This is a genomic window from Psychrobacillus sp. Z16_25 (assembly GCF_056856695.1).
On record NZ_JBXEOV010000007.1, the window covers coordinates 145,240 to 168,178 of the forward strand.

A 22,939-nucleotide genomic window follows, 5' to 3' on the forward strand; every position below is an offset into this window, starting at 1 on the left:
ACGCCATCATCATAATTAAATGACTTACGAAGTAATAATATTGGTGGATTTTTTTACTCTGAAGATGACATAAAAATTTTAGGGATAGTTCCAAATATTAACATTGAGGAGGGGAATTTCAGGGAAAAACATTGAATTATATGGAGCTGAATTACTAGGTAATTCTCGACTTAAAATTAACTATGATCCTGAAATTGATAAAATATATAAAAATCTTAAAAGAAAACAACATATAATTTATAGAGTAGAGCCACCTATTATTATGGATAGAGAAGTATAAATTAGGATGAATAATGGGTAGAGATAATTTCCAAACTGCTTTTCTTCCTACATTATAGTTTAATCTTATAAATCTAATATAATCTTCCCAAGAAGTGATTGAAACGTCGGATTCATACATATTCTGTTTCATCACTTTTGTTTTGTCCTATGCCCTTCAATAAGGATACCAACAAATATTATAGTGCCTTGAAAATATTGCCTTCCAGATAATTAAAAGCCTTGGTCCTTTCGATCAAGGCTTTCTCTTTATATTCATTTCACATACTCCGCAACCTTATTCCTACCCGCTTGCTTGGCACCGATATATAGAGCGCGGTCGGCGTTTCGGATTAAGGATGTGCCTTCGTCACTGTCGTCCGGTGCGCTGGATACGCCAATGCTTGCAGTAATGAATATTATTTCTTCGGTAATTATTTCGGATAGGTCCTTTTGAACGGTAAATGGGGTATGCTCTATTTTGTAGCGAAGCTGTTCAGCTAGATTGATTGCTTGGATCTTCGTATAGTCTGGTAGAATGACAACGAATTCCTCACCGCCATATCTTCCTACTGTTCCCTCATTTCCTATTTCCTCCTTCAAAATGTTTGCAAATTTATGGAGGATTAGGTTTCCACTATGATGTCCATACGTATCATTCACAGATTTAAACTTATCGATATCTAACATGATCAAAGAGACAGACCTATATACCCCTAAAGACAACTTATTCATATCTGTTTCTAGCTGTCTATCAAGATAACGATAATTATGTAGCTTCGTCAGCTCACAAATTTCACTCTTCGCTACTTGTTCACGTACAAATCTTGCTTTTTCTAAAGAAACCGCAAAATAGGAACAAAGCAAGTGAACAATATTTAGTTGATAGGATTCAAAGGCATATTTATGTCTAGATGCTAATACGAGAATTCCTTCAATCTTACTATTGCGATAAATAGGAACCGTCATAACACTTTGGATATTTAGTCCGAGAAACGGAGGTCTCATAAACATCCACTCTGTCTGCTTGTTATATAACGCCGGCGAGGCCTTTTCATATGCTCGTCCGATCAGACTATATTTAATTTCTTCATGGGAACAAAAAATTTCTTTTTTCTCCTCGTACTCTATCGCCCGAAGAACGATAAACTTATCCTTTACAACATCGATAATATAGGCACTATCTATAGGAAACATTTTCGTTATTCTTTCCATAAATAAGTCCATAATTTCTTTTGAAGAAAGCTGCTCTGCTAGCTCATGCCCGAACTCACTAGCTCTCGTTAAATCGGCATTCACTCTTTCTGAGTCGTTATACATTCTGATCAATAAAGTGATAATAAAAAATGGGATACCTAAAAGCAAGATAGAAATATATCCAAGCTGTCCTTCTAGCATATATAAACTAATGCCGAATGGTAAGGTAATCAATAAATAGATGAGATCCCACAAAAAATCTTTCGTTAAAAACAGTGGTTTTAGGCCTGTTACTACTTCACGAAGATAAAGAAGAACATGGTTTAATATAATATTTAGCAAACCATATACAATACCAAATATAATAACGCTCTTAATATCTTTCGTTCCGAGCTCAAAGTCTAACAGTAAAGCAAACAAACCAGATACTACCGAGATAAGGAAAAACATAAAGGAGCTATAGTATACCTTATATTTAGTATCGTTCGTTATTTTCATATGATAGATCAGTGGTAGGATTGCAATCTGCATGGCAATTAATTCAGCGAGCACCCCATATTTCATAATAATAGCAAGGGTAACCCACTGTGTAAGGAACATGGTAGAGCCACCAATAAAGAAAGGGAACAAGGTCGTTAATAACCCTAGTACGATAAAGGATAAGTATATCCCCCAATCAATCGGCTTACTAGGGAAGTAGGAATACACAAACAAGACCCCTAATGGAACAACTAAAAGCCACAGGTAAAATATATTTTTTTTAGCTTTAACTGAAATATCCATAGGCCTATCCATCCCTTCCTCCGCTATTTACTATTACTTTTTACACTGTTGCTATTGAAAAATTATAACACGAATTCTCCGAATAATTAAAATTACCAATTACCTGTTTATTTTTCTAATCTCGGAAATTAAATAAAGAGAACCCGTGACTATAGTAATGTGATTTTTTTCCATATTTTTTAAATCTATCTCGTCTATATCCTTCGTTATAACCTTTTTACTGTGTATACAGTGTTTATATAATACTTCGGGAGAAAGTGCCCGCTCGTGCTTAAATTCAACGAATTCAAAGCTATCAGCCACTTCTTCTAGCTTTCGGAGAATCGATACATATTCTTTATCCTTAAGCATTCCTACAATAAAACGAATTGTTTGATTTGAAAACTTAGCTTTAATTGTTTCTACTAGGGCTTCCACACTTGCAATATTGTGCGCCCCATCCATATAAACGTTATCACTCACTTGCTCCATCCTACCCAATAAGGACGCATTTCCCACTGCTCTTCGTACCTTTTGTTCTTCTAGTTCGAAGCCTGCTTCTAATAAAGCAGTGATGCTTAAAGCTATATTAGAAAATTGATGACTGCCTAGCATACTAGGCTTTAATTCGGCAAACTGATAATCATTATAAATGAATGAATGTTCATTTATTGTTATATCTTTCGAAAGCTCTATTAGGTTAGCTTTTTTTTCCATAACTTCTCTTAAAATTATCACTTTAGCATCGTCTGGCAAATTTCCTATAATTACTTTGCTATTCTCTTTTATAATTCCTGCTTTATGCCAAGCAATCTTTTCGATTGTATCTCCTAGAAAGTTTGTATGATCGATGGAAATGCTTGGGATCACCCCTATGGACTGCGCAAACACATTTGTACTGTCAAATCTTCCACCCATCCCAGCTTCTATCAAAAGCACATCTAGGTTTTGCTCCTCGAAGACTAGAAATGCTACGACTGTCAGTAATTCAAATTCAGTCAGCTTTCCGCTTAGACCAGCTGCTTGAATTTTTTGAAAGGCTCTATCCATTTGTTCTTCTGTTACGTTTTTCCCATTAATCTGAATCTGATCATGCACATCTACCAGGCAAGGTGATGTAAATGCGCCATATGTATATCCATGCTCTTTAGCAAGCTCCTTCATAAATGTGATGGTGGAGCCTTTTCCATTTGTACCAGCAACATGAATGATCCTCTGTTTATCTTGTGGATTTTGCAGCTTTTCTAGTGCCGCTAAAATACTATCAAGACCTGGTTTAATAATTGTTTCACTCCCTACATTCCATTTTTTCTTATAGCTGTTAAATTTTTTTATTTCCAAGTCATTCACCCTATTCCCGTTGATTCACTTTCGTGCTAAACTTCTTGTGAACACATTATAACACGCACTCGTGGAGGTCATTCATAATATGCAAACATGTTGGATCATTTACAACGGTAGTCTTACACATGACAAATTTCTTGATCAAGCTCTCCTCCTAAAAGAAGCGGCTGAAAAGCAAGGAATTGAAGTGCTCCTTGTAAAAAATTATGAGCTACTTATCAATATTCATGAAAAACTGTCAGTAAGGCCAGACTTTGTCGTTTTCTTAGACAAAGATATCTTGCTAGCACGATACTTGAAGCAACAGGGTATCCCTGTATTTAATGATCCAGATGTAATCGAAATATGCGACAATAAGGCAAAGCAATATCTAGCTCTTTCCAATGCGGCTGTCCCGATGCCTCTAACAATTATTGCGCCAAAGGTATATCCGGAGTTCACGATTCAACATACTGGCTACTATGAACAAGTGCTTCAAACACTGCAGCTCCCGCTTATTATTAAAGAGGCACATGGTTCCTTTGGGATGAAGGTATACCTAATCGAAACGAGAGAGCAATTCTTCGAAAAGGTGGAAGAGCTCAAAGGGATTGAATATGTCTTCCAGCAATTTATTGAGTCAAGCAGAGGAAGAGATATCCGAGTAAATGTAGTTGGAGGTCAGGTAGTTGCTTGTATGCATCGTCATTCGGAAACTGATTTCCGTGCAAATATCACAAACGGTGGAACAGCCTCCCGTGTTGAGTTAACAGAGCGACAAAAAGAGGTTGCGATACAGGCCGCTCAGGCTCTAAACGCTGAGTTTGCAGGGGTAGATCTTTTATTTGGAGAAAATGAGGAGCCTTTAGTTTGTGAAGTAAACGGGGTTGCCCATATCCGAAATATTTTTAACGTAACTGGTATTAATGTAGGAGATGCAATGATTTCTTATATTCTATCAAAAATAGGGGCCTTTTCTGTATGAAAGGTCTGTTAATATATGAGCCTCAAGAAATAATAAGAAACCAAAGCTTTATTGATCGATTAATAAATGCAGGAAAAAATAACGGGCTTGATATGCAGGTAATGGATGATCAACAGAATCATTACCCACCTGCAGATTTTATCTTTTTTCGCTCCAGGAACGCTAAACTTTCCAAGGAGCTTGCGAAAAAAGGTGTCCCTTTGTTTAATCGTGCGCAGGTAAATGAAATTGCCAATGATAAATACAAAGCACTTCAATTTGTTCAGCTTCTAGGGATTTCGACAGTCCCTACTCAAATCGTAAAAGAAGCTTCGGAGCTTACTACTTTTCCTGTGGTCCTTAAGACAATTGATGGACATGGCGGGATGCAGGTGGAATTGTTTGAAAATGAAGAGGCTGCAAAGCAGTTTATAGAAAAATATAAAGAGCAAACTGTTATCGCGCAGCAATATATTGAAACCAACGCAACCGATGTGCGAGTATTTATGCTTGGAACAGAGGTAATTGGTGCAGTAAAGCGAATAGGAGCTCCCAATAGCTTTAAATCTAATTATACGCTAGGTGGGACTGTAGAAAAGTATGAGCTAGATGCTGCCGAGATTGCGGATGTCCAAAAAATCGCACGTGCCTTAAAGAGCGATTATATTGGAATGGACTTTCTTTTATTGCCAAATGGTGGTTGGATTTTCAATGAATTAGAGGATCCTGTTGGAGCACGTTCTTTTTTCCAGACGACCCAAACGGATATTGCTATCCCGATTATGAATTATATAAAGAAGCAGCTAATGCAAAAAGAGTGATCCTCAATGGGAATCACTCTTTTTTTTATACCTATTACCTGTATTCATATAGATTATGCCAACAAAAATAATAAAGAAGAAAAGCGCTGTCCCAATATGGAATACACCCATCTGATCAGTAGCAGCTCCTACGACCCAAAAAATCATACTAAAGCTGAGGGCAAACATTAATTTCCCCATCGCTTTACATACAGCTTTTACATCGTATTTCTCCTGCTCCTCCTTTGGCATCGTATTAAAGCCAGCAATTAGCATGGCACCCTTACCAAGGGAAAAATATATACCGAGCATATTAAATAAAACAACAATACCCAGCATCACCCATGCAGGCGTATTCATGTTTCTCACCCCTTAATCGTTTAACCATTCAATTATTCTATTTTATTATACATTTACCAATAATTACAGACAAAGGATGAAAAAAAGAGCAGCACACAGCTGCTCTTCCACCTTACAGATTATTTAATTCTTCGAGACGTTTCAACACAGTTGCATGCTTTTCTAGGTAATCTTGTTCCTTTGCACGCTCCTCTGCTACTACAGCCTCAGGTGCTTTAGCTACAAAGCGTTCGTTGGAAAGCTTGCCTTGTACAAGCTTGATTTCCTTCGTCCATTTTTCCAATTCTTTTTCCAGGCGAGCTTTTTCAGCATCGATATCAATCAAGCCTTGAAGTGGTAGATAAAGAATTGCGCCAGTAACAACCGCCGACATGGATTGACCTGGATCTGCCAGATTTAATCCTACTACTAGAGGCTCTGGATTACAGAATCTTTCTAGGTATTTCGCATTTTCCTCTAGAATTGCATGTGTCTGTTCATCATGAGCAGAAATATATAAAGGAACCTTTTTGCTCATTGGCGTTTGTACCTCGGAGCGAATGTTACGAACAGAACGAATAATTTCTGCTAGCAGCTTCATACCATTAGCTTTTTCATGGTCAGTGAATGCCTCGTTCACAGTTGGCCATGCAGCTTGCGTAATGGACTCCCCTTCATGCGGAAGGTTTTGCCAGATTTCTTCTGTAATGAATGGCATGAATGGGTGTAATAAACGCATCGTATTGTCTAATACGTAAGCAAGCACGGAGCGAGTTGTTAGCTTCGCTTCTTCATCGTCTCCATTTAACGGAAGCTTCGCCATTTCGATATACCAGTCACAGAAGTCATCCCAGATGAAGTTATAAAGGGCACGACCCACTTCTCCAAATTCATAGCGCTCAGATAATCTTGTTACCTGCTCAATTGTTTCATTTAGACGAGTGAGGATCCATGCATCCGCTACGGATTTTTTACCCTCTAGATTGATTTCTTCATATTTCAATCCATCCATGTTCATCAACGCAAATCGAGAAGCGTTCCAGATTTTATTCGCAAAGTTCCAAACAGCTTCTACCTTCTCCACAGAGAAACGAAGATCTTGGCCTGGTGAAGTACCTGTGCTCAAGAAATAACGTAACGAGTCAGCACCATACTTGTCGATTACATCCATCGGGTCGATTCCATTTCCTAGAGACTTAGACATTTTGCGTCCGTCTTCTGCGCGAACCAAGCCATGGATTAACACATCCTCAAATGGGCGTGTACCTGTAAATTCGATTCCTTGGAATATCATACGGGACACCCAGAATAAGATAATATCATAGCCTGTTACCAGCGTACTTGTTGGATAATAACGTTTATAAAGCTCGTTCTCTTCATCCGGCCAGCCAAGAGTAGAGAAAGGCCATAATGCTGACGAGAACCAAGTATCTAATACATCTTCATCCTGCTTCCAGTTTTCCAGATCCTTTGGTTCTTCTAGTCCAACGTATACTTCTCCAGTCTCTTTATGATACCAAGCTGGAATACGATGCCCCCACCATAGCTGACGAGAAATACACCAGTCATGAATATTCTCCATCCAGCGAAGATATGTTTTTCCGAAACGCTCAGGAACAAAGTTTACTTTTCCTTCCGTCTCTTGCAGCTTGATCGCCTCTTCTGCAAGTGGCTGCATTTTAACGAACCATTGAGTTGATAAATATGGTTCTACTACTGCATCGCTTCGCTCAGAGTGACCTACGGAATGCATATGCTCCTCGATTTTAAATAAAACCCCTGCCTCTTGAAGATCCTTCACAATCTGCTTACGGCATTCGAAGCGGTCCATTCCTTCGTATTTTCCAGCGTTTTCATTCATGGAACCATCTTCATTCATTACAAGCACTTGTTCTAAATTGTGACGAGCTCCGATTTCAAAGTCATTTGGGTCATGAGCAGGAGTAATCTTTACAGCCCCGCTACCAAATTCCATATCCACATAATCGTCCGCAACGATTGGAATCTCTCTTCCTACGATTGGCAGCGTTACTGTTTTGCCAATTAAATGCTTATAGCGCTCATCTTCTGGATGAACGGCTACCGCTGTATCCCCAAGCATTGTCTCAGGTCTAGTAGTTGCAACTTCAATCGTTCCAGTACCATCAGAGAGTGGGTAGTGCATATGATAGAATGCACCCTGTACATCCTTATGGATTACTTCAATGTCGGAAAGAGCTGTTTTCGTCGTAGGATCCCAGTTGATAATTCGCTTTCCTCTATAAATAAGGCCTTTATTATATAATTTTACAAAAACCTCTTTTACTGCATTGGATAGCCCTTCGTCTAAGGTAAAGCGTTCACGAGAATAGTCTAGACCGAGCCCAAGCTTAGCCCATTGTTCACGGATATGGCCTGCATATTCTTCCTTCCACTTCCATGTTTCTTCCACAAATTTTTCACGGCCTAAGTCATAGCGTGAAACATTGTTTGCACGAAGCTTCTCTTCAACCTTTGCTTGTGTTGCAATCCCTGCATGGTCCATTCCTGGTAACCAAAGAGCGTCATACCCCTGCATGCGCTTCATACGAATCAGGATATCTTGTAGTGTTGTATCCCATGCATGCCCAAGGTGAAGCTTTCCGGTAACGTTAGGCGGTGGGATTACAATGGTATATGGCTCCTTATCACTTTCCGGTTGAGCCTCAAAGAACTTACCTTTTAGCCACCACTCGTAGCGCCCCTTTTCAATAGACTGCGGATCGTACTTGGTTGACATCGTTGTTTCATTTGTCATGTTGGTTTCCTCCCGTTTCTGAAAATAAAAAAACTCCTCTCATCACTAAAGGACGAAGGAGTTTGTTTCGCGGTACCACCTTTATTCGCAGATGCAGAAATGCACATCACGCTCTCAATTAGATAACGGCTTCAAACCGGCTATTACTACTACTAGTTCACAATAGCTGCTCTTGGGCTACCTTCAAATGGTGGCTAACAGAAACATTTCAGCAGGCTGTTTCCTTTCTTTCGAGAGCCAAGTCATTTTACTCTTCCCATTCATAGCATCAAATATTTGGTTGTACCTATTGTATAAGATGATATTATATGCCGTCAAGCATTGGATTGTGAAAGGAGGTAAAACAAATGAAAAGAGGATACAATCCGTATTTCCTACCGTATTGGCTTCGGACGATTCGCTTCTATCTAAAAGGTATCATTATACCCATCGCCGGCTTTCAATTACTACGAGTGATTTTCGCACCAACGAGCTGGGATTTTATCCTACTAGTATTTTTATTTCTTCTTTGTTATTTATTCTCGAAAGATATTATTTGATGGATATACAACCTTAGAGTAGCCGTCTTCCAGGCTATGAATAAATTCGAGCTCCGAGTCTGCAAAAGCGGGGCTCTCTAATTTTGTTTCTGTTAATCTTATTTTAGCTTCTTCCTGTGGCATTTGCGGTGGTGCTTCCTGTGGTATTAGAGCTGGTGCTTCCTCCACTAAATCGTAAGTGGCATGGTTTATGGACTCAAATATTTTTACAGAAGAAGACTCGAAAAAAGTAGGAGTGCTATCAGGCTTAGGCTCTACTTGCTCAGGCTTGCTAGTCTCATATTCCAGCTTAACTGACCAGGTAATCTCTAATCCTTTCTCCTCTGTCTTTGATTCTATTTCTTTCAAACTAACTACCGGCTCACTGTGAGACTGGATACGTTCATCGATTATTTCATACATGGGAACTGCATATTCAAAATAACCGACTTCTCCATCGAGATCCAAATCGTCAATTTGAGTAAAATCACTCGGTGTATAGCTAGCAACCTTTTCCCTATCAAACTCCACATGACAAGTTACGTGATAAATACCTTGTAATTCCACAGTATCCTCAACCTGTCTATGAATATATTGTGGGGTCACATTTAACGATTTTACTCCTTTAAGCATGCCAAAACTTTCCGGAAAACAAAACTGCTCCTTAACATTCCAGCTTCTTACTCCCATACTCTCTCCTCCTTCTTATAGGACAAATTATGATAGCGCGAGGGAAATTATGATGAAAATAAAAAGCTGCTAGCGCTTGAGCAAGCAAAATGATAAGGATAGGAGATGGTATTGTGAAGAGTGTTTGCTTAACGGTAAGACCAATAAAGTTATCGTCAAGATCAACTAGCTAATTGCTAAGACTCGGCCATTCATCATTGAGATCAAGCAAGTATTAGTCAAGATCAAACCTAATCGTTAAGACCAGTAAATTTATCGTCAAGATCAATTAGATAATCGTTAAGACTCGGCCATTCATCGCTAAGATCAAGCAACTAATCGTAAAGACCAGACCCTTAATCACAAAGACATCCACCGACCTGCTAGACACCCTGCCCCCTATCCAAACCTCCACCACATAAAAAAGCCAAACGCTTCACTGTCTAGGACAGTCAGGCGTTTGGCATAAGTGGTAGGGCTCCCCCTACCATTTTCTCAATTATTTTGCTAATTTCTCGAATACTGTATGGAAGGCTTGTACCGTTTTTGCGATATGCTCCTCTGTATGAGCCGTAGATAAGAACATTCCTTCAAATTGAGATGGAGGTAAGTAAATTCCTTCCTCTGCCATCAGGCGATAATACTTCGCAAAAAACTCTAAATCAGAGGTCTTAGCTACGTCATAGCTTGTAACATGCTCATTTGTGAAGAAGAAGCCAATCATAGAACCTGCACGATTTACTGTATGAGGGATGTTGTACTTGCTTGCTGCTTCTTTAAAGCCAGCCTCTAGCATGTCCCCTAGCTTTATAAAGTGCTTATAAGAATCCTCTGTCAATTGAGAAAGAGTTTCATAGCCTGCAGTCATCGCAAGTGGATTTCCGGATAATGTACCCGCTTGGTATACAGTACCTGCAGGCGCGACCATTTCCATGATTTCACGTTTACCTCCAAATGCACCGACTGGAAGACCTCCGCCGATTACTTTACCAAGGCAAGTTAAGTCCGGAGTCACTCCAAAGTAGCCTTGTGCACAATTGTAACCTACACGGAAGCCAGTCATTACCTCATCAAAAATTAATACGGTACCATTCTTTTCAGTTAACTCTCTTAGTTCCTCTAGGAAACCAGCTACAGGTGGTACTACGCCCATGTTTCCTGCAACGGGCTCCACGATTACAGCTGCTAAATCGTCACCAAAGTTTTCAAATACATAGCGAACACCTTCAATATCATTATAGGCTACTGTAATCGTATTTTTCGCAACTGATTCTGGAACCCCCGGGCTGTCAGGTAAGCCTAGTGTAGCAACGCCTGAACCAGCTTTAATTAATAAGCTGTCTCCATGCCCATGATAGCAGCCTTCAAATTTTAAGATTTTATTTCTACCGGTATATCCACGTGCTAGACGAAGAGCACTCATCGTAGCTTCAGTTCCAGAAGAAACCATGCGGACCATTTCGATAGAAGGAACACGATCAATTACGAGCTGCGCTAGTTCGTTCTCGATCAAAGTAGAAGCTCCGAAGCTTGTTCCGCTTTCCGCAACTGCTTGGATCGCTTTCACTACGTTTGGCTCAGAGTGTCCGAGGATCAGTGGACCCCATGATAACACGTAATCGATATATTCATTTCCGTCGATATCGGTTAACATAGCACCTTTCCCGCTTTTCATGAAAATTGGATCCATATCCACCGATTTAAATGCACGAACAGGGCTATTAACTCCTCCTGGCATTAATTCCTTTGCAACTGCAAATGCTTTTTTTGATTGTTCATATGATTTTTCCATTATTTTTCCTCCAGCCAACGTGCCACATCTTTCGCATGGTACGTTAAAATAATGTCTGCTCCTGCTCTCTTCATACCTGTTAGCGTTTCAAGCACGATATCCTTTTCATTCACCCAACCATTAATAGCAGCAGCCTTTACCATTGCATACTCTCCACTTACATTATAAGCGACGATTGGTAAATCAAAGTTATTCTTCACGTCGCGAATGATATCTAAATAGGAAAGCGCAGGCTTTACAATTAAGAAATCTGCTCCCTCTTCCACATCAGAGGTTGCTTCTCGCATCGCTTCCATACGGTTTGAATAATCCATTTGATACGTTTTGCGGTCTCCAAATTTTGGCGCACCGTCTGCTGCCTCACGGAAAGGACCATAATAGGCAGATGCGTACTTCACTGCATAGCTCATGATTGGGATATGTGGAAAGCCTGCTTTATCTAAGCCAGCTCGAATGGCTGCTACAAAGCCGTCCATCATGTTGGAAGGTGCAATAATATCTGCTCCCGCTTTCGCTTGGCTAACTGCTGTTTTTGCAAGTAAATCTAAAGAAGGATCATTTAAAATGCGTTCATTCTCATCCACAACCCCACAATGTCCGTGATCTGTAAATTCGCATAAGCAAGTATCAGCAATCACTACTAAATCTGGGTGACGTTCTTTAATTAAACGAATCCCTTTTTGGACAATCCCATGATCATGGTAAGCCTGTGACCCTACTGCATCTTTCTCTGCTGGGATTCCAAATAGAATGACAGACGGAATGCCTAAACTTACTACTTCATCCACTTCTTCCCCAAGACGATCTAAAGAAAATTGGAATACTCCAGGCATTGAGGATACTGGATTTTTAATATTTTCCCCATCTATCACGAAAATCGGATAGATCAGGTCCTCTTTATGTAGGTATGTCTCTTTTACCATTGATCGAATACCAGCTGTATGTCTTAATCGACGATGACGCTGAAAGTGTAATTCTTTCATCATTCTCTTCCTTTCCATTCAGCGAGCTTCTTTATTAGCTCTAATAGTGTATACGTATCGGGCATCACTTGAACAGATATCCCTAACGTAGTCAAGTAATCTCTCGTTACATGTCCGATGGCACAGACAGTAAATAAAGTATAATTGATTTCTTTCCCTATCGTCTCATGAAAGGCCCTTGCGGTAGAAGGACTGGTAAATAGGATAGAGCAGCTCTTACCACTACCTAGTATTTCTTGGACTCTATGAACGTTTTCCTTCATCGTTACAGTCTCATAGACCGTCCATTCCTCTACGTAATGGGGAAGTTGTTGAGAGATTGTCTCCTTTGCAAGATTTCCTCTTAAAAACAAGCACTTTGCCGTTGTCGGTGCTATTTTCGGAAACTCCTGAACAAATACATCCGCACTATAAATAGATGGTGTAAAGTGAACAGGAAAGCCCTTCCTTTCAAGAGCAGCCTTTGTTTTCTCACCAACAGCAGCAAATTTAACTTGAAAATCTGACGGAGACATCCCAAACCGCTCTATTTTATTTATAAAGGCATGAACGCTGCTTTGACTAGTGAAGATAAACCAATCCCATGTATTGCCATTCATTAAATGTTCGTGGTCACATTCATCTGCAATCTCCTTAGTTGTGATAAAAGGAGAGACGATTGGTATACCACCAAGCTTTACAGTAAGATCTATTGGTTCCTCTGTTCGAACTATCCCAGTAAAAATAACGTATTCATCTAAAAGTGGAAGCTTAGACATCCATCTCAGCCTTCACTTTTTGAATTAAGTCATAGGCTCCTTGCTCTGTAAGTATACGTGCTGCTTCTTTCCCAACTTCCTCAGGGTTCGTTCCAGAAACAACCTCTTTATAGATAACAGAAGCATCTGGCGCAGCTACTAGACCAGTTAATGTAATCCCCGATTCTGATACAGTTGCATGTCCAGCGATTGGTACCTGACAGCCACCATCCATTGCAGCTAAAAAGGCACGCTCTGCCGCTACAGCATCCCATGTATCCTTATCTGTTAATTTATGAATCTCTGTTAGTAGCTCCTTATCGTCTTCCCGACATTCAATTCCTAAAGAACCTTGACCTACTGCCGGTACACAATCTTCTACAGAAAGGTACTCCGTAATTACATCCTCGCTCCACCCTAGACGTTTAAGTCCAGCTGCCGCTAAGATAATAGCATCGTATTCTCCATCTTTTAGCTTTTGATATCTCGTTTCCACATTGCCTCGAATCCATTTTATTTCAATATCAGGACGCATTGTCAACAGCTGTGCACTTCTACGAAGACTGCTTGTCCCTACAATCGCACCTGCTGGTAAATCCATGAATTTTACATGATTTTTAGAAATGAACACATCACGCTCATCCACACGCTTTGGCGTACATCCCATCGTAAGACCTGGAGGTAAGACAGAAGGCATATCCTTCATGCTGTGAACCGCAAAATCTATTTCCTTATTAAGAAGTGCTTGTTCGATTTCTTTTACAAACAGCCCTTTCCCACCAACCTTAGAAAGCGTGACATCTAAGATTATATCTCCCTTTGTCACAATTTCTTTTATTTCAAATTCAAACGGTGCTCCTTTATCCTTCATTTGTTGAATAAACCATTTTGTTTGTGTTAATGCCAATTTACTTCTTCTAGAACCTACGATAATCTTACGCATAAAATCGCTACCTTTCTTAATACCAAAAATGGAATTGTGATAATTGACTACCCAATAAAAAATTTATCAAGACAAACAGGAAAGCATACACATGGATCCACGCATAATTAGTCCCTGTAAATCTAGCTCTTTTTCGCAAGAAAAGAACCGCGATATAAATGACTAATAAAATAAAAGAATTCACAATCTTAAAATCAAAAATGGAGAATTCATTCAGCGATATATAAGCCCATTGCAGTCCAAGGATTAAACTAACGAACAACAGAGGAATTCCTGTGACTACTGACATTGTCATTCCAGATTCCGCTTTACTTAACGAAGGTAGCCGTGAAAATTGCTTCGTCCATTTCTTCCTCTTTAGTACTCTATATAATAGTAAGTATAAAATAGAGAAAACAAACGATAAAGCAAAAGCTGCATATGCTAAAAAAGCAAAGGTAATATGGATGAATAAAAGCTCTGATCTTAGAGAATCTCTCACAGCAGATTGTTCCAATTGACCAGGTGCAAAGGTATGAATCGTCATAAAAATAAAACCAATAATATTTAGGAAGAAGCCGGGCAGCTCTAGTTTAAATATAAGCTGAACGACCAGCGCCAGCAAGATAATCAACCAGGCATAAAAATAGATTCCCTCGAACAAGGAGAGGATCGGAAATCGCTTCATTTCGATAATATACATGATGAGAAAAACGGTTTGTAATATCCACACAATAGCAAGGAGACCTACTGCTAAACGCTGTGCACGCCTATCTTTACTTAGGTAGTCAATAAAATAGAAAACAAGGCTAACAGATTGAAGGATGACCATAATCTCGTGTAGCCTTGTCATCGCCAAATCAGCCATATTATTTCTCCCCTTAAGCATAAAAAGAGACGTTCGTATATCTAGTAGTCACCATCAGATACAAACGCCTCCTTTTGCTTAATTAAATGATAAGTCCTTTTTTAATGCTTTGTTATCCACTAGGGATTGATTTATGTTTATTTTTGTTTTGTCATGCTGTAATTCAAATTCTCTTCTTACTTCTTCCTCTATTCCGAAAATTTGTTGGAATAGTCTTAGCTGTTCTGCAGAGTTATTCGAAGTTGATAACTCCTTCACCTGTAGAATAGGCTCTTTTAGGAGCTGATTTACAATTGATTTCGTATGCTTGCTTAAAATCTTTCTCTCTCGTTCAGTGAGATCCGGCATTTTATTTTCTATAGACGCCATTGTTTCTACTTGTATTCGGTTAGCTTTTTGACGAAGTGCTGAAATAATTGGAACTACTCCTAGGGTAGTGACCCAATCATTAAACTGGGCAATTTCCTCATCTATCATCTTACTAATTTGGGCTGCCGCACGTTCTCGTTCAGCAAGGTTTGCTTCTACAATCCCTTGTAAATCATCTATATCATATAAAAATACGTTTGGCAAATCACCAATACGCGGGTCTAAATCGCGAGGTACTGCTATATCCACCATGAATAATGGCTTTCCTTTGCGTAGACGCTCCACAAATTGCATCAATTCCAGATCAATAACAAAATCTGTTGATCCTGTAGAGCTAATTAGAATATCCGCTTCTAGTAAAGCGCATTGTAGCTCATCCATAGGCTTAGCATTTCCAGCAAATTTTGCAGCTAGCAGTTTGGCCTTCTCGTAAGTTCGGTTAATGACCGTAATCTTACCTGCTCCACTGCCATGAAGATTCTGAATGGCAAGCTCCCCCATTTTTCCAGCACCTAAAATTACTACATGCTTATGGTTTAAAGAACCGAATATCTTCTTTCCAAGCTCCACTGCTGCATAAGATACAGATACAGCATTTTCTCCAATTGCAGTTTCCGCATGTGCCCTTTTTGCAAATGTGACTGCTTGTTTAAATAACTGGTTAAAAATTGTACCTGTTGTGCCGTATTCTTGACCGTTTAAAAAGCTTTTTTTTACTTGGCCTAAGATTTGCGTTTCCCCAAGTACCATCGAATCTATTCCAGCTGTAACATGAAACAGGTGCTTGTTCGCGTGGTCATCCTCATGGATAAATAAATATCTAGACAGTTCTTCCATTGGTATTTCAAACCAATTAGCTAGAAACTGCTTAACGTAGTACTTGCCTGTATGCAATTGGTCCACGGTTGCATAAATCTCTGTGCGGTTACACGTAGAGACAATTACATTTTCCAGTATACTTTTCTGCTCTTGTAGTGCCTGCATAGCATTTGGAAGCTCGTCCTCTATAAACGAAAGCTTTTCTCGAATCTCTACTGGAGCAGTTCGATAATTGACACCCACCACGATTGTATGCATGGAATCATGTCACCCTTTCACGTTCATTTCATTATTCCTATTATAGCATAGGTTATTAATACCAAATTTTTTATTTGTGACTAAGATATGAACTATTAGATTAGAATTATTATAAAATAATGATAACAAAATACATTCAGTAATACAAACGTTCTAACTGCTTTTTAAAATGTTTAACTATTTACGCATTTCTGTATAATTAGGTGGATTAAACATAATAGATATAAGACTTGTTTTGAGTATTTTATATGTTGGTTATAAATCTAATGTTGGAGTAGTGCCACACATAAAGACTGTCAATCTCCGTTAATGGCGGACGCTTTCCGCGGAGACCAACAGGATGTTGGTCAGGAAAACGTTGTCACACGATGTGACGACTTTAGTTTTCCTTCCTCTAGTGGATTTTCCGCTCGGTGCTCCTGTCGCTACGCTTTCGTCGCAAATGAATTTCGCTGTTTCCGCAGGAGTCTGCCGCCATCCACTCCGATTAATGTACAAATAACCTTCCTATAAATTTTTTCTAGTCAATACAAGTTTATAGAAAAGGGTGTGTTTGTACTTTTTTATTATCAAATTGTTTGAATATCCAATCGTTATTGTAGAACCTATCAATTTATTACACCGTAGATTCACTTGCAAATGAACATAAAAAAACCAATTAGGAGTATCATTCCCTAATTGGTTTTTTATAACCCTTCGAGAAGAAAGGTATTCTACTAAATTCTACTTTCTATCTCTGCCCATGCAGCATCCTTACCTAAGCCGGTTTCGGAAGAAAAGACGATTAATGGGTCCTCTTTCTCCATCTGAAGACCTTCTCTTACGATTTTCTTATGCTTATCCCATTTACCTTTCGCTATCTTATCAGCCTTTGTAGCAATGACGATACAAGGGATATTATAATGCTTTAGGAAATCGTACATCATTTCATCATCTGTTGTCGGCGGATGACGCAAGTCAATAATTAGAATAACAGCCTTTAAAACACTGCGAGAGGTAAAATAGGTTTCAATCATTTTACCCCATGCAGCTCTTTCTGATTTAGAAACCTTGGCATAGCCATAACCAGGTACATCCACAAATAGCAGGTCTTCCTCCAGCTTATAGAAATTAAGCGTTTGAGTCTTCCCAGGCTTTGAGGAAATCCTAGCCATACTTTTTCTACCAATCATCTTGTTGATGAACGAGGACTTCCCGACATTGGAACGTCCTGCCAAAGCAAACTCCGGAAGCCCTCCTTCTGGATATTGGTCTTGGCGTACTGCACTTATTAGTAACTCTACATTATTTATCTTCATTGTTTTGCCTCCTCTAAGGCTAGTTGAAGCACTTCCTCAGCATCGGAAACAAAATGGAATGTTAATACTTCACGAACGCTTTCTGGTATATCTTCAATATCCCGCTCATTATCCTTTGGACAAATGATCGTTGTCAATCCTGCTCGATGGGCACTTAATGTTTTCTCCTTTAACCCACCTATCGGTAAAACTCGTCCTCTAAGTGTTACCTCTCCCGTCATTCCTACCTCACGTTTAATCGCACGTCCTGTTAAGGCAGATACAAGCGCTGTAACAATCGTGATACCCGCAGAAGGTCCATCCTTTGGAACAGCTCCTTCTGGAACGTGTATATGAATGTCATGATTTTCATGAAAGGTCGAATCAATTCCAAGCTCTGTAGCCCTTGACCTCACATAAGAGAGAGCAGTCTGTGCCGATTCCTTCATTACATCTCCGAGCTTCCCAGTCAGTTGTAGCTTACCTGATCCTTTAGATAAGGAGACTTCAATCTGAAGAGTGTCTCCACCTACTGTCGTATAAGCTAGTCCTGTAGCAACCCCTACTTGATTTTCCGTTTCTGCCTGTCCATATCTGTACTTGTGTTTTCCAATCAAGCCTTCTAAGTTGTTGGAGGAAACAGTTACTCGTTTCTTTTCTCCAGAGACAATTTGCAATGCAGCTTTTCTGCAAATATTAGCAAGTACACGCTCGAGACTTCTTACTCCTGCTTCACGTGTATAATAACGAATAACATCCAATATTGCTTCATCTTTTACTTGAAGCTGTGTCTTCTTCAAGCCGTGCTCTTTCAGCTGTTTCGGTAGTAAATGGTTTTTGGCAATAGATTGCTTTTCCATTTCCGTGTAACCAGCAATTGAGATAATTTCCATACGATCTCTTAGAGGTCCAGGAATGGTACTCAAATCGTTTGCTGTTGCAATAAAAAGAACCTTTGATAAATCATAGGTTTCCTCAATATAATGATCACTAAATGAATTATTTTGTTCAGGATCCAATACTTCTAGCATGGCTGCTGATGGATCCCCCCGAAAATCATTCGACATTTTATCAATCTCATCCAATAAAATCAGTGGATTAATCGTGCCTGCTTTTTTCATCCCTTGGATGATGCGTCCTGGCATAGCTCCGACATAGGTACGTCTATGTCCTCTAATTTCCGATTCATCTCGAACGCCACCAAGAGAAATCCTGACAAAATTCCTTCCAAGGGATTCAGCGATTGATTTTGCAAGAGAAGTTTTCCCAACTCCAGGAGGTCCTGCTAAACAAAGGATAGGGCCCCGAAGAGACTTTGTTAGCTGGCGAACTGCAAGATATTCTAGCACGCGTTCCTTAACGGATTCTAGACCATGATGATCACGGTCGAGGATTTGTTCAGAGCGCTTAATATCTAGCTGATCCTTTGTTTCCTTCGTCCATGGAAGTGACAGAATCCAATCGATATAGTTACGTATAACACCGCTTTCAGGTGATTGAGTAGGAAGTTTTTCGTAGCGATCAAGCTCCTTGAGTACATTTTTCTTTGTATTTTCAGGAAGCCCTGCTTGTTCAATTCTTCTCCTAAGCTCTGCAACCTCTCCGGTCTTCCCTTCCTTGTCACCAAGCTCTGTTTGGATAGCTTTCATTTGCTCACGCAAATAAAATTCCTTTTGGGTTCTTTCCATTGCATTCTTTACTCGTGTGTGAATTTTCTTTTCTAATATCAATATTTCTTGCTCATTATAAAGCTGAGCGATCAATGTTTCGAGACGCTCTTTGACATCCACAATTTCAAGTAATTTTTGCTTATCTGAAATTTTTAAAGGTAGACTAGAGGCAACCATATCTGCAAGCCTACCTGGCTCATCAATATTCGCCACCGATTTATAGCTATCCTCTGTTAGGTGCTTAGAAGATCTCGTGAATTTTTCGAAATTAAGCAGTAAAGATCTAGTAAGAGCTTTCGTCTCCTGGTCTCCTTCTAGGACTTCCTCATATGCCTTTACAGTGACCTCATCGTAGGTCTCCGTCTCCCGATAATCAATGAATTCTGCTCGCTGTATACCTTCTACAAGGACACGCATCGTCCCATTTGGCAGCTTTATAATCTGCTTGATATGCGCAAGGATACCCATCGAGTAGATATCTTCTTCAGATGGCTGTTCCACTTCTATCTCTTTTTGAGCAGTGAGAAATAATTTTTCTTCTCTTTTCATCGCTTCGTTTAATGCAGCAATCGACCTTTCACGACCGATATCTATATGAAGAATCATGGTAGGGAAAATAAAAAGACCTCTTAAAGGTAACAAGGGATAATAGTTTTTATTTGCCATTCGGGATATCACCTCCGTATTATTGTGTCCGAAAGCAAACAGTATCATACAAATAACAGCCCCTCTACAGGAGCTTCAAAGAAAAATAGCTGACATCCTGCTTGCGTGCATGACGCAGTGGAAGCCAGCTGTTCAAATGGCTGAAATTTAAGCCGATGTTTTTTTGTTATCTGTATCTTTTACTTCGGTACCGTCAGCTAATAACAGTCTTGGTCTTTTACCGTTCGTAAGAGTTTCCTTTGTAATGATACATTCTACAATGTCCTCACGAGAAGGAAGCTCATACATCACATCTAGCATCGTATTTTCAATGATAGAGCGAAGACCACGTGCACCTGTTTTTCGCTCGATGGCTTCTTTCGCAATTTCAACTAATGCCTCGTCTTCAAACGTCAATTTCACGTTATCTAACTCAATCATTTTTTGATATTGCTTTACTAGTGCATTCTTTGGTTCTGTTAAGATACGTACCAATGCTTCATTATCTAATTGCTCCAGACTTGCAAGTACAGGTAAACGACCAATGAACTCTGGTATTAAACCAAATTTCAATAAATCCTCTGGAATGAGATTAGAAAGCATTGACTTAGATTGTAAAGCTGCTTTGTTTGGGTCTGCTCCAAATCCTATAACCTTTTCTCCAAGACGACGCTTGATGATTTGTTCTATACCATCAAATGCTCCACCAACGATAAACAGAATATTAGTTGTATCTATTTGAATAAACTCTTGATGTGGATGCTTACGACCACCTTGTGGAGGAACGCTCGCTACTGTACCTTCTAGAATTTTCAGAAGTGCTTGTTGTACACCTTCACCTGAAACATCACGTGTAATCGATGGATTTTCAGACTTACGTGCCACTTTATCGATTTCATCTATATAGATAATTCCTTTTTCTGCTTTTTCAATGTCGTAATCTGCCGCTTGAATTAGCTTTAAAAGAATGTTTTCTACGTCTTCTCCAACATATCCAGCTTCCGTTAAGGAAGTTGCATCTGCTATAGCAAAAGGAACGTTTAGGATACGTGCTAATGTTTGTGCCAGTAACGTTTTCCCACTACCTGTTGGCCCAATTAGCACGATATTAGATTTAGATAACTCTACCTCATCTATTACGCTATTTGAATTGATACGTTTGTAGTGATTATAAACAGCCACAGCAAGGGATTTTTTTGCTCTTTCTTGCCCAATTACGTACTCATCTAAGATAGCTAAGATTTCTTTTGGTTTAGGAACTTCTTTGAACTCTACTTCTTCTTCTGTACCAAGCTCTTCTTCTACAATTTCTGAACAAAGATCGATACACTCATCACAAATATATACACCTGGTCCAGCAACAAGTTTTCGAACTTGTTCTTGTGGCTTGCCACAAAAAGAACATTTTAAGTTCCCTTTTTCATCATTGAATTTGAACAAAATATTCACCCCTATTCAAGCCATTATCTTACAAGATTCTATTCCGAGAATCAAATAAAAAGTTTAAGTATATTTTTTTATCTAGAAACATCTATGTATGGTATAAAACAAGGCACAGATCAAATCTGTACCTTGTTCTATTATAACGCTATGTTTTCAATTAAGAAATTTTTGCGTTATCTACTAAGAATTCAACTGTTTTTTGGAAACGAAGGTCATTTGCAAGTACCTCAGTACCACCAAGAACTCGTTTAATGTCATCAGCAGACATGTTGAATTGAGCACTCATTTTTTCAAGTTCAGCGTTCACATCTTCTTCAGACGCTTGAAGATTTTCTGCATTAGCAATCGCTTCTAAAGTTAAAGAAACCTTTACACGATTTTTTGCATCTTCAGCCATTTGTGCACGAAGAGCCGCTTCATCTTGACCAGAGAATTGGTAGTAAAGATCCAAGTTCATTCCTTGTTGCTCTAAACGTTGACCGAATTCTTGTAGCATACGATCAGTTTCTGTTTCAATCATTGCTTCTGGAATGTCGATTGTTGCATTGTTTGCTGCAGCTTCTACTAGTTCATCACGTAAGCTTTGTGCAGCTTGTTGTTTTTTCTCTTCAGCTGTTCTTTCTTTTAACTTTTCACGTAATGCGTCGATTCCTTCTACCTCAGGATCGATTTCTTTTGCAAATTCATCGTTAAGCTCAGGAAGTTCTTTTCCTTTTACTTCTTTTACTGTTACTTTGAAAGTTGCAGCTTTTCCAGCAAGCTCAGCAGCGTGATATTCTTCTGGGAATGTTACTTCTACATCTTTTGATTCTCCAGCCTTCACACCAACTAATTGCTCTTCAAAGCCAGGGATGAATGAGTTAGAACCAATTTCTAGTGGATAGTCAGATCCAGCTCCACCTTCAAAAGCAACATCATCCACGAAACCTTCGAAATCGATAACTGCTGTATCTCCTTCAACGATTGCATCTTCTTTCACTACTAGTTCAGCTAAACGAGTTTGTTGGCTTTTTAATTGCTCTTCAATTTCTTCGTCAGTAACTGTTTCATCTAGTTTTGTCACTTCAAGACCTTTGTAGTCTCCTAAAGTTACTTCTGGTTTTACAACAACTTTCGCAGTAAAAACAAGAGGCTGACCTTTTTCCATAGTTACGATGTCGATTTCTGGACGATCTACTGGCTCAATTCCAGCTTCTTCGACAGCAGAAGCATATGCTTCTGGAAGAATGAAATCAAGTGCGTCTTGGTATAAGGATTCCACTCCATACATTTTTTCAAACATTTGACGAGGCATTTTTCCTTTACGGAAACCTGGTGCATTAATTTGCTTTACTACTTTTTTGAATGCTTGATCTAGTCCATTGTTCACTACGTCAGCAGCTACTTCGACTGTTAAAAGACCGTTATTTCCTTCTTGTTTTTCCCATTTAACTGACATATATTCTACCTCCAAAAATGATTTACAATAATTTAGTAGCCTGATAAAGAATTGAAAAGGCTTAGTTCATACTAATTATATTGACAACTTGTATATTATAGCATAACTAAAG

General features: G+C 39.2%; 18 protein-coding genes and 1 other annotated feature. Of the genes, 3 read left to right on the top strand and 15 right to left on the bottom strand.

Annotated features, from left to right (window positions below; all coding sequences use genetic code 11):
• Positions 1 to 534 precede the first annotated feature (534 nt).
• Positions 535 to 2,250, bottom strand: a complete 1,716-nt coding sequence (locus tag AC1VU3_RS09800) for a sensor domain-containing diguanylate cyclase (RefSeq protein WP_482983372.1) — start codon at positions 2,248 to 2,250, stop codon at positions 535 to 537.
• Between the two features lie 87 nt (positions 2,251 to 2,337).
• The gene (locus AC1VU3_RS09805; protein ID WP_480387494.1) at positions 2,338 to 3,558 is read right to left on the bottom strand and encodes a bifunctional folylpolyglutamate synthase/dihydrofolate synthase; all 1,221 of its coding nucleotides are present in this window, start codon (positions 3,556 to 3,558) and stop codon (positions 2,338 to 2,340) included.
• Between the two features lie 88 nt (positions 3,559 to 3,646).
• Here AC1VU3_RS09805 and AC1VU3_RS09810 point away from each other — a divergent pair, with 88 nt between their 5' ends.
• Positions 3,647 to 4,525, top strand: coding sequence for an ATP-grasp domain-containing protein (locus tag AC1VU3_RS09810; RefSeq protein ID WP_480387493.1), 879 nt, complete (start codon positions 3,647 to 3,649; stop codon positions 4,523 to 4,525).
• The gene (locus AC1VU3_RS09815; RefSeq protein WP_480387492.1) at positions 4,522 to 5,325 is read left to right on the top strand and encodes an ATP-grasp domain-containing protein; all 804 of its coding nucleotides are present in this window, start codon (positions 4,522 to 4,524) and stop codon (positions 5,323 to 5,325) included. Before AC1VU3_RS09810 ends, AC1VU3_RS09815 begins: the two co-directional genes overlap by 4 nt.
• Before the next feature lie 3 nt (positions 5,326 to 5,328).
• Here the strand turns inward: AC1VU3_RS09815 and AC1VU3_RS09820 are convergent, their stop codons facing one another.
• Together AC1VU3_RS09820 and AC1VU3_RS09825 are read right to left on the bottom strand one after the other, a co-directional pair.
• Positions 5,329 to 5,664, bottom strand: a complete 336-nt coding sequence (locus tag AC1VU3_RS09820; protein WP_480387491.1) for a DUF3784 domain-containing protein — start codon at positions 5,662 to 5,664, stop codon at positions 5,329 to 5,331.
• A 112-nt stretch (positions 5,665 to 5,776) separates the two neighbouring features.
• On the bottom strand, positions 5,777 to 8,419 hold the full coding sequence (locus AC1VU3_RS09825) for a valine--tRNA ligase (RefSeq protein WP_482983373.1): 2,643 nt from the start codon (positions 8,417 to 8,419) through the stop codon (positions 5,777 to 5,779).
• Positions 8,420 to 8,464: 45 nt separating this feature from the next.
• Positions 8,465 to 8,692: a binding site (T-box leader), on the bottom strand.
• A 74-nt stretch (positions 8,693 to 8,766) separates the two neighbouring features.
• Here AC1VU3_RS09825 and AC1VU3_RS09830 point away from each other — a divergent pair.
• Positions 8,767 to 8,958 (top strand): hypothetical protein, encoded by a 192-nt coding sequence (locus AC1VU3_RS09830; protein WP_480387489.1) that lies wholly within the window; start codon positions 8,767 to 8,769, stop codon positions 8,956 to 8,958.
• On the opposite strand, the gene AC1VU3_RS09835 is transcribed toward AC1VU3_RS09830, so the two are convergent.
• The 11 genes from AC1VU3_RS09835 to tig all read right to left on the bottom strand — a co-directional run bounded on the left by AC1VU3_RS09835 (position 8,935) and on the right by tig (position 22,827).
• Positions 8,935 to 9,627, bottom strand: a complete 693-nt coding sequence (locus AC1VU3_RS09835) for a hypothetical protein (RefSeq protein WP_482983374.1) — start codon at positions 9,625 to 9,627, stop codon at positions 8,935 to 8,937. The genes AC1VU3_RS09830 and AC1VU3_RS09835 overlap by 24 nt on opposite strands.
• A gap of 478 nt (positions 9,628 to 10,105) precedes the next feature.
• On the bottom strand, positions 10,106 to 11,398 hold the full coding sequence (gene hemL / locus AC1VU3_RS09840) for a glutamate-1-semialdehyde 2,1-aminomutase (RefSeq protein ID WP_480387487.1): 1,293 nt from the start codon (positions 11,396 to 11,398) through the stop codon (positions 10,106 to 10,108).
• The gene (hemB, locus tag AC1VU3_RS09845) at positions 11,398 to 12,381 is read right to left on the bottom strand and encodes a porphobilinogen synthase (RefSeq protein ID WP_482983375.1); all 984 of its coding nucleotides are present in this window, start codon (positions 12,379 to 12,381) and stop codon (positions 11,398 to 11,400) included. The genes hemL and hemB overlap by 1 nt, the downstream gene beginning before the upstream one ends.
• The gene (locus AC1VU3_RS09850; protein ID WP_482983376.1) at positions 12,381 to 13,139 is read right to left on the bottom strand and encodes a uroporphyrinogen-III synthase; all 759 of its coding nucleotides are present in this window, start codon (positions 13,137 to 13,139) and stop codon (positions 12,381 to 12,383) included. Before AC1VU3_RS09850 ends, hemB begins: the two co-directional genes overlap by 1 nt.
• Positions 13,132 to 14,061, bottom strand: a complete 930-nt coding sequence (gene hemC, locus AC1VU3_RS09855; RefSeq protein WP_482983377.1) for a hydroxymethylbilane synthase — start codon at positions 14,059 to 14,061, stop codon at positions 13,132 to 13,134. The genes AC1VU3_RS09850 and hemC overlap by 8 nt, the downstream gene beginning before the upstream one ends.
• Positions 14,062 to 14,077: 16 nt before the next feature.
• The gene (gene ccsA / locus AC1VU3_RS09860; protein WP_480387483.1) at positions 14,078 to 14,908 is read right to left on the bottom strand and encodes a cytochrome c biogenesis protein CcsA; all 831 of its coding nucleotides are present in this window, start codon (positions 14,906 to 14,908) and stop codon (positions 14,078 to 14,080) included.
• Between the two features lie 78 nt (positions 14,909 to 14,986).
• Positions 14,987 to 16,354 (bottom strand): glutamyl-tRNA reductase, encoded by a 1,368-nt coding sequence (gene hemA, locus AC1VU3_RS09865; protein WP_480387482.1) that lies wholly within the window; start codon positions 16,352 to 16,354, stop codon positions 14,987 to 14,989.
• A gap of 716 nt (positions 16,355 to 17,070) precedes the next feature.
• Entirely contained in the window at positions 17,071 to 17,652 is a 582-nt protein-coding gene (yihA, locus tag AC1VU3_RS09870) for a ribosome biogenesis GTP-binding protein YihA/YsxC (RefSeq protein WP_480387481.1), read from the bottom strand.
• Entirely contained in the window at positions 17,649 to 19,967 is a 2,319-nt protein-coding gene (lon, locus tag AC1VU3_RS09875) for an endopeptidase La (RefSeq protein ID WP_482983378.1), read from the bottom strand. The genes yihA and lon overlap by 4 nt, the downstream gene beginning before the upstream one ends.
• A gap of 147 nt (positions 19,968 to 20,114) precedes the next feature.
• Positions 20,115 to 21,386 (bottom strand): ATP-dependent protease ATP-binding subunit ClpX, encoded by a 1,272-nt coding sequence (gene clpX, locus AC1VU3_RS09880; protein ID WP_480387479.1) that lies wholly within the window; start codon positions 21,384 to 21,386, stop codon positions 20,115 to 20,117.
• Between the two features lie 160 nt (positions 21,387 to 21,546).
• Positions 21,547 to 22,827 carry a trigger factor gene (tig, locus tag AC1VU3_RS09885; protein ID WP_480387478.1) on the bottom strand — a complete coding sequence of 427 codons (1,281 nt, stop codon included), beginning with the start codon at positions 22,825 to 22,827 and terminating at the stop codon, positions 21,547 to 21,549.
• Positions 22,828 to 22,939: the final 112 nt, after the last annotated feature.

What these genes read in the sequence shown, in the direction of transcription:
- yihA (WP_480387481.1), bottom strand. Translation starts at nt 17,652, where the DNA reads ATGAAGATAAATAATGTAGAGTTACTAATAAGTGCAGTACGCCAAGAC.
- AC1VU3_RS09825 (WP_482983373.1), bottom strand. Translation starts at nt 8,419, where the DNA reads ATGACAAATGAAACAACGATGTCAACCAAGTACGATCCGCAGTCTATT.
- hemC (WP_482983377.1), bottom strand. Translation starts at nt 14,061, where the DNA reads ATGCGTAAGATTATCGTAGGTTCTAGAAGAAGTAAATTGGCATTAACA.
- tig (WP_480387478.1), bottom strand. Translation starts at nt 22,827, where the DNA reads ATGTCAGTTAAATGGGAAAAACAAGAAGGAAATAACGGTCTTTTAACA.
- hemA (WP_480387482.1), bottom strand. Translation starts at nt 16,354, where the DNA reads ATGCATACAATCGTGGTGGGTGTCAATTATCGAACTGCTCCAGTAGAG.
- lon (WP_482983378.1), bottom strand. Translation starts at nt 19,967, where the DNA reads ATGGCAAATAAAAACTATTATCCCTTGTTACCTTTAAGAGGTCTTTTT.
- AC1VU3_RS09830 (WP_480387489.1), top strand. Translation starts at nt 8,767, where the DNA reads ATGAAAAGAGGATACAATCCGTATTTCCTACCGTATTGGCTTCGGACG.
- AC1VU3_RS09810 (WP_480387493.1), top strand. Translation starts at nt 3,647, where the DNA reads ATGCAAACATGTTGGATCATTTACAACGGTAGTCTTACACATGACAAA.
- AC1VU3_RS09835 (WP_482983374.1), bottom strand. Translation starts at nt 9,627, where the DNA reads ATGGGAGTAAGAAGCTGGAATGTTAAGGAGCAGTTTTGTTTTCCGGAA.
- AC1VU3_RS09820 (WP_480387491.1), bottom strand. Translation starts at nt 5,664, where the DNA reads ATGAATACGCCTGCATGGGTGATGCTGGGTATTGTTGTTTTATTTAAT.
- AC1VU3_RS09815 (WP_480387492.1), top strand. Translation starts at nt 4,522, where the DNA reads ATGAAAGGTCTGTTAATATATGAGCCTCAAGAAATAATAAGAAACCAA.
- hemB (WP_482983375.1), bottom strand. Translation starts at nt 12,381, where the DNA reads ATGAAAGAATTACACTTTCAGCGTCATCGTCGATTAAGACATACAGCT.
- hemL (WP_480387487.1), bottom strand. Translation starts at nt 11,398, where the DNA reads ATGGAAAAATCATATGAACAATCAAAAAAAGCATTTGCAGTTGCAAAG.
- AC1VU3_RS09800 (WP_482983372.1), bottom strand. Translation starts at nt 2,250, where the DNA reads ATGGATAGGCCTATGGATATTTCAGTTAAAGCTAAAAAAAATATATTT.
- AC1VU3_RS09850 (WP_482983376.1), bottom strand. Translation starts at nt 13,139, where the DNA reads ATGTCTAAGCTTCCACTTTTAGATGAATACGTTATTTTTACTGGGATA.
- ccsA (WP_480387483.1), bottom strand. Translation starts at nt 14,908, where the DNA reads ATGGCTGATTTGGCGATGACAAGGCTACACGAGATTATGGTCATCCTT.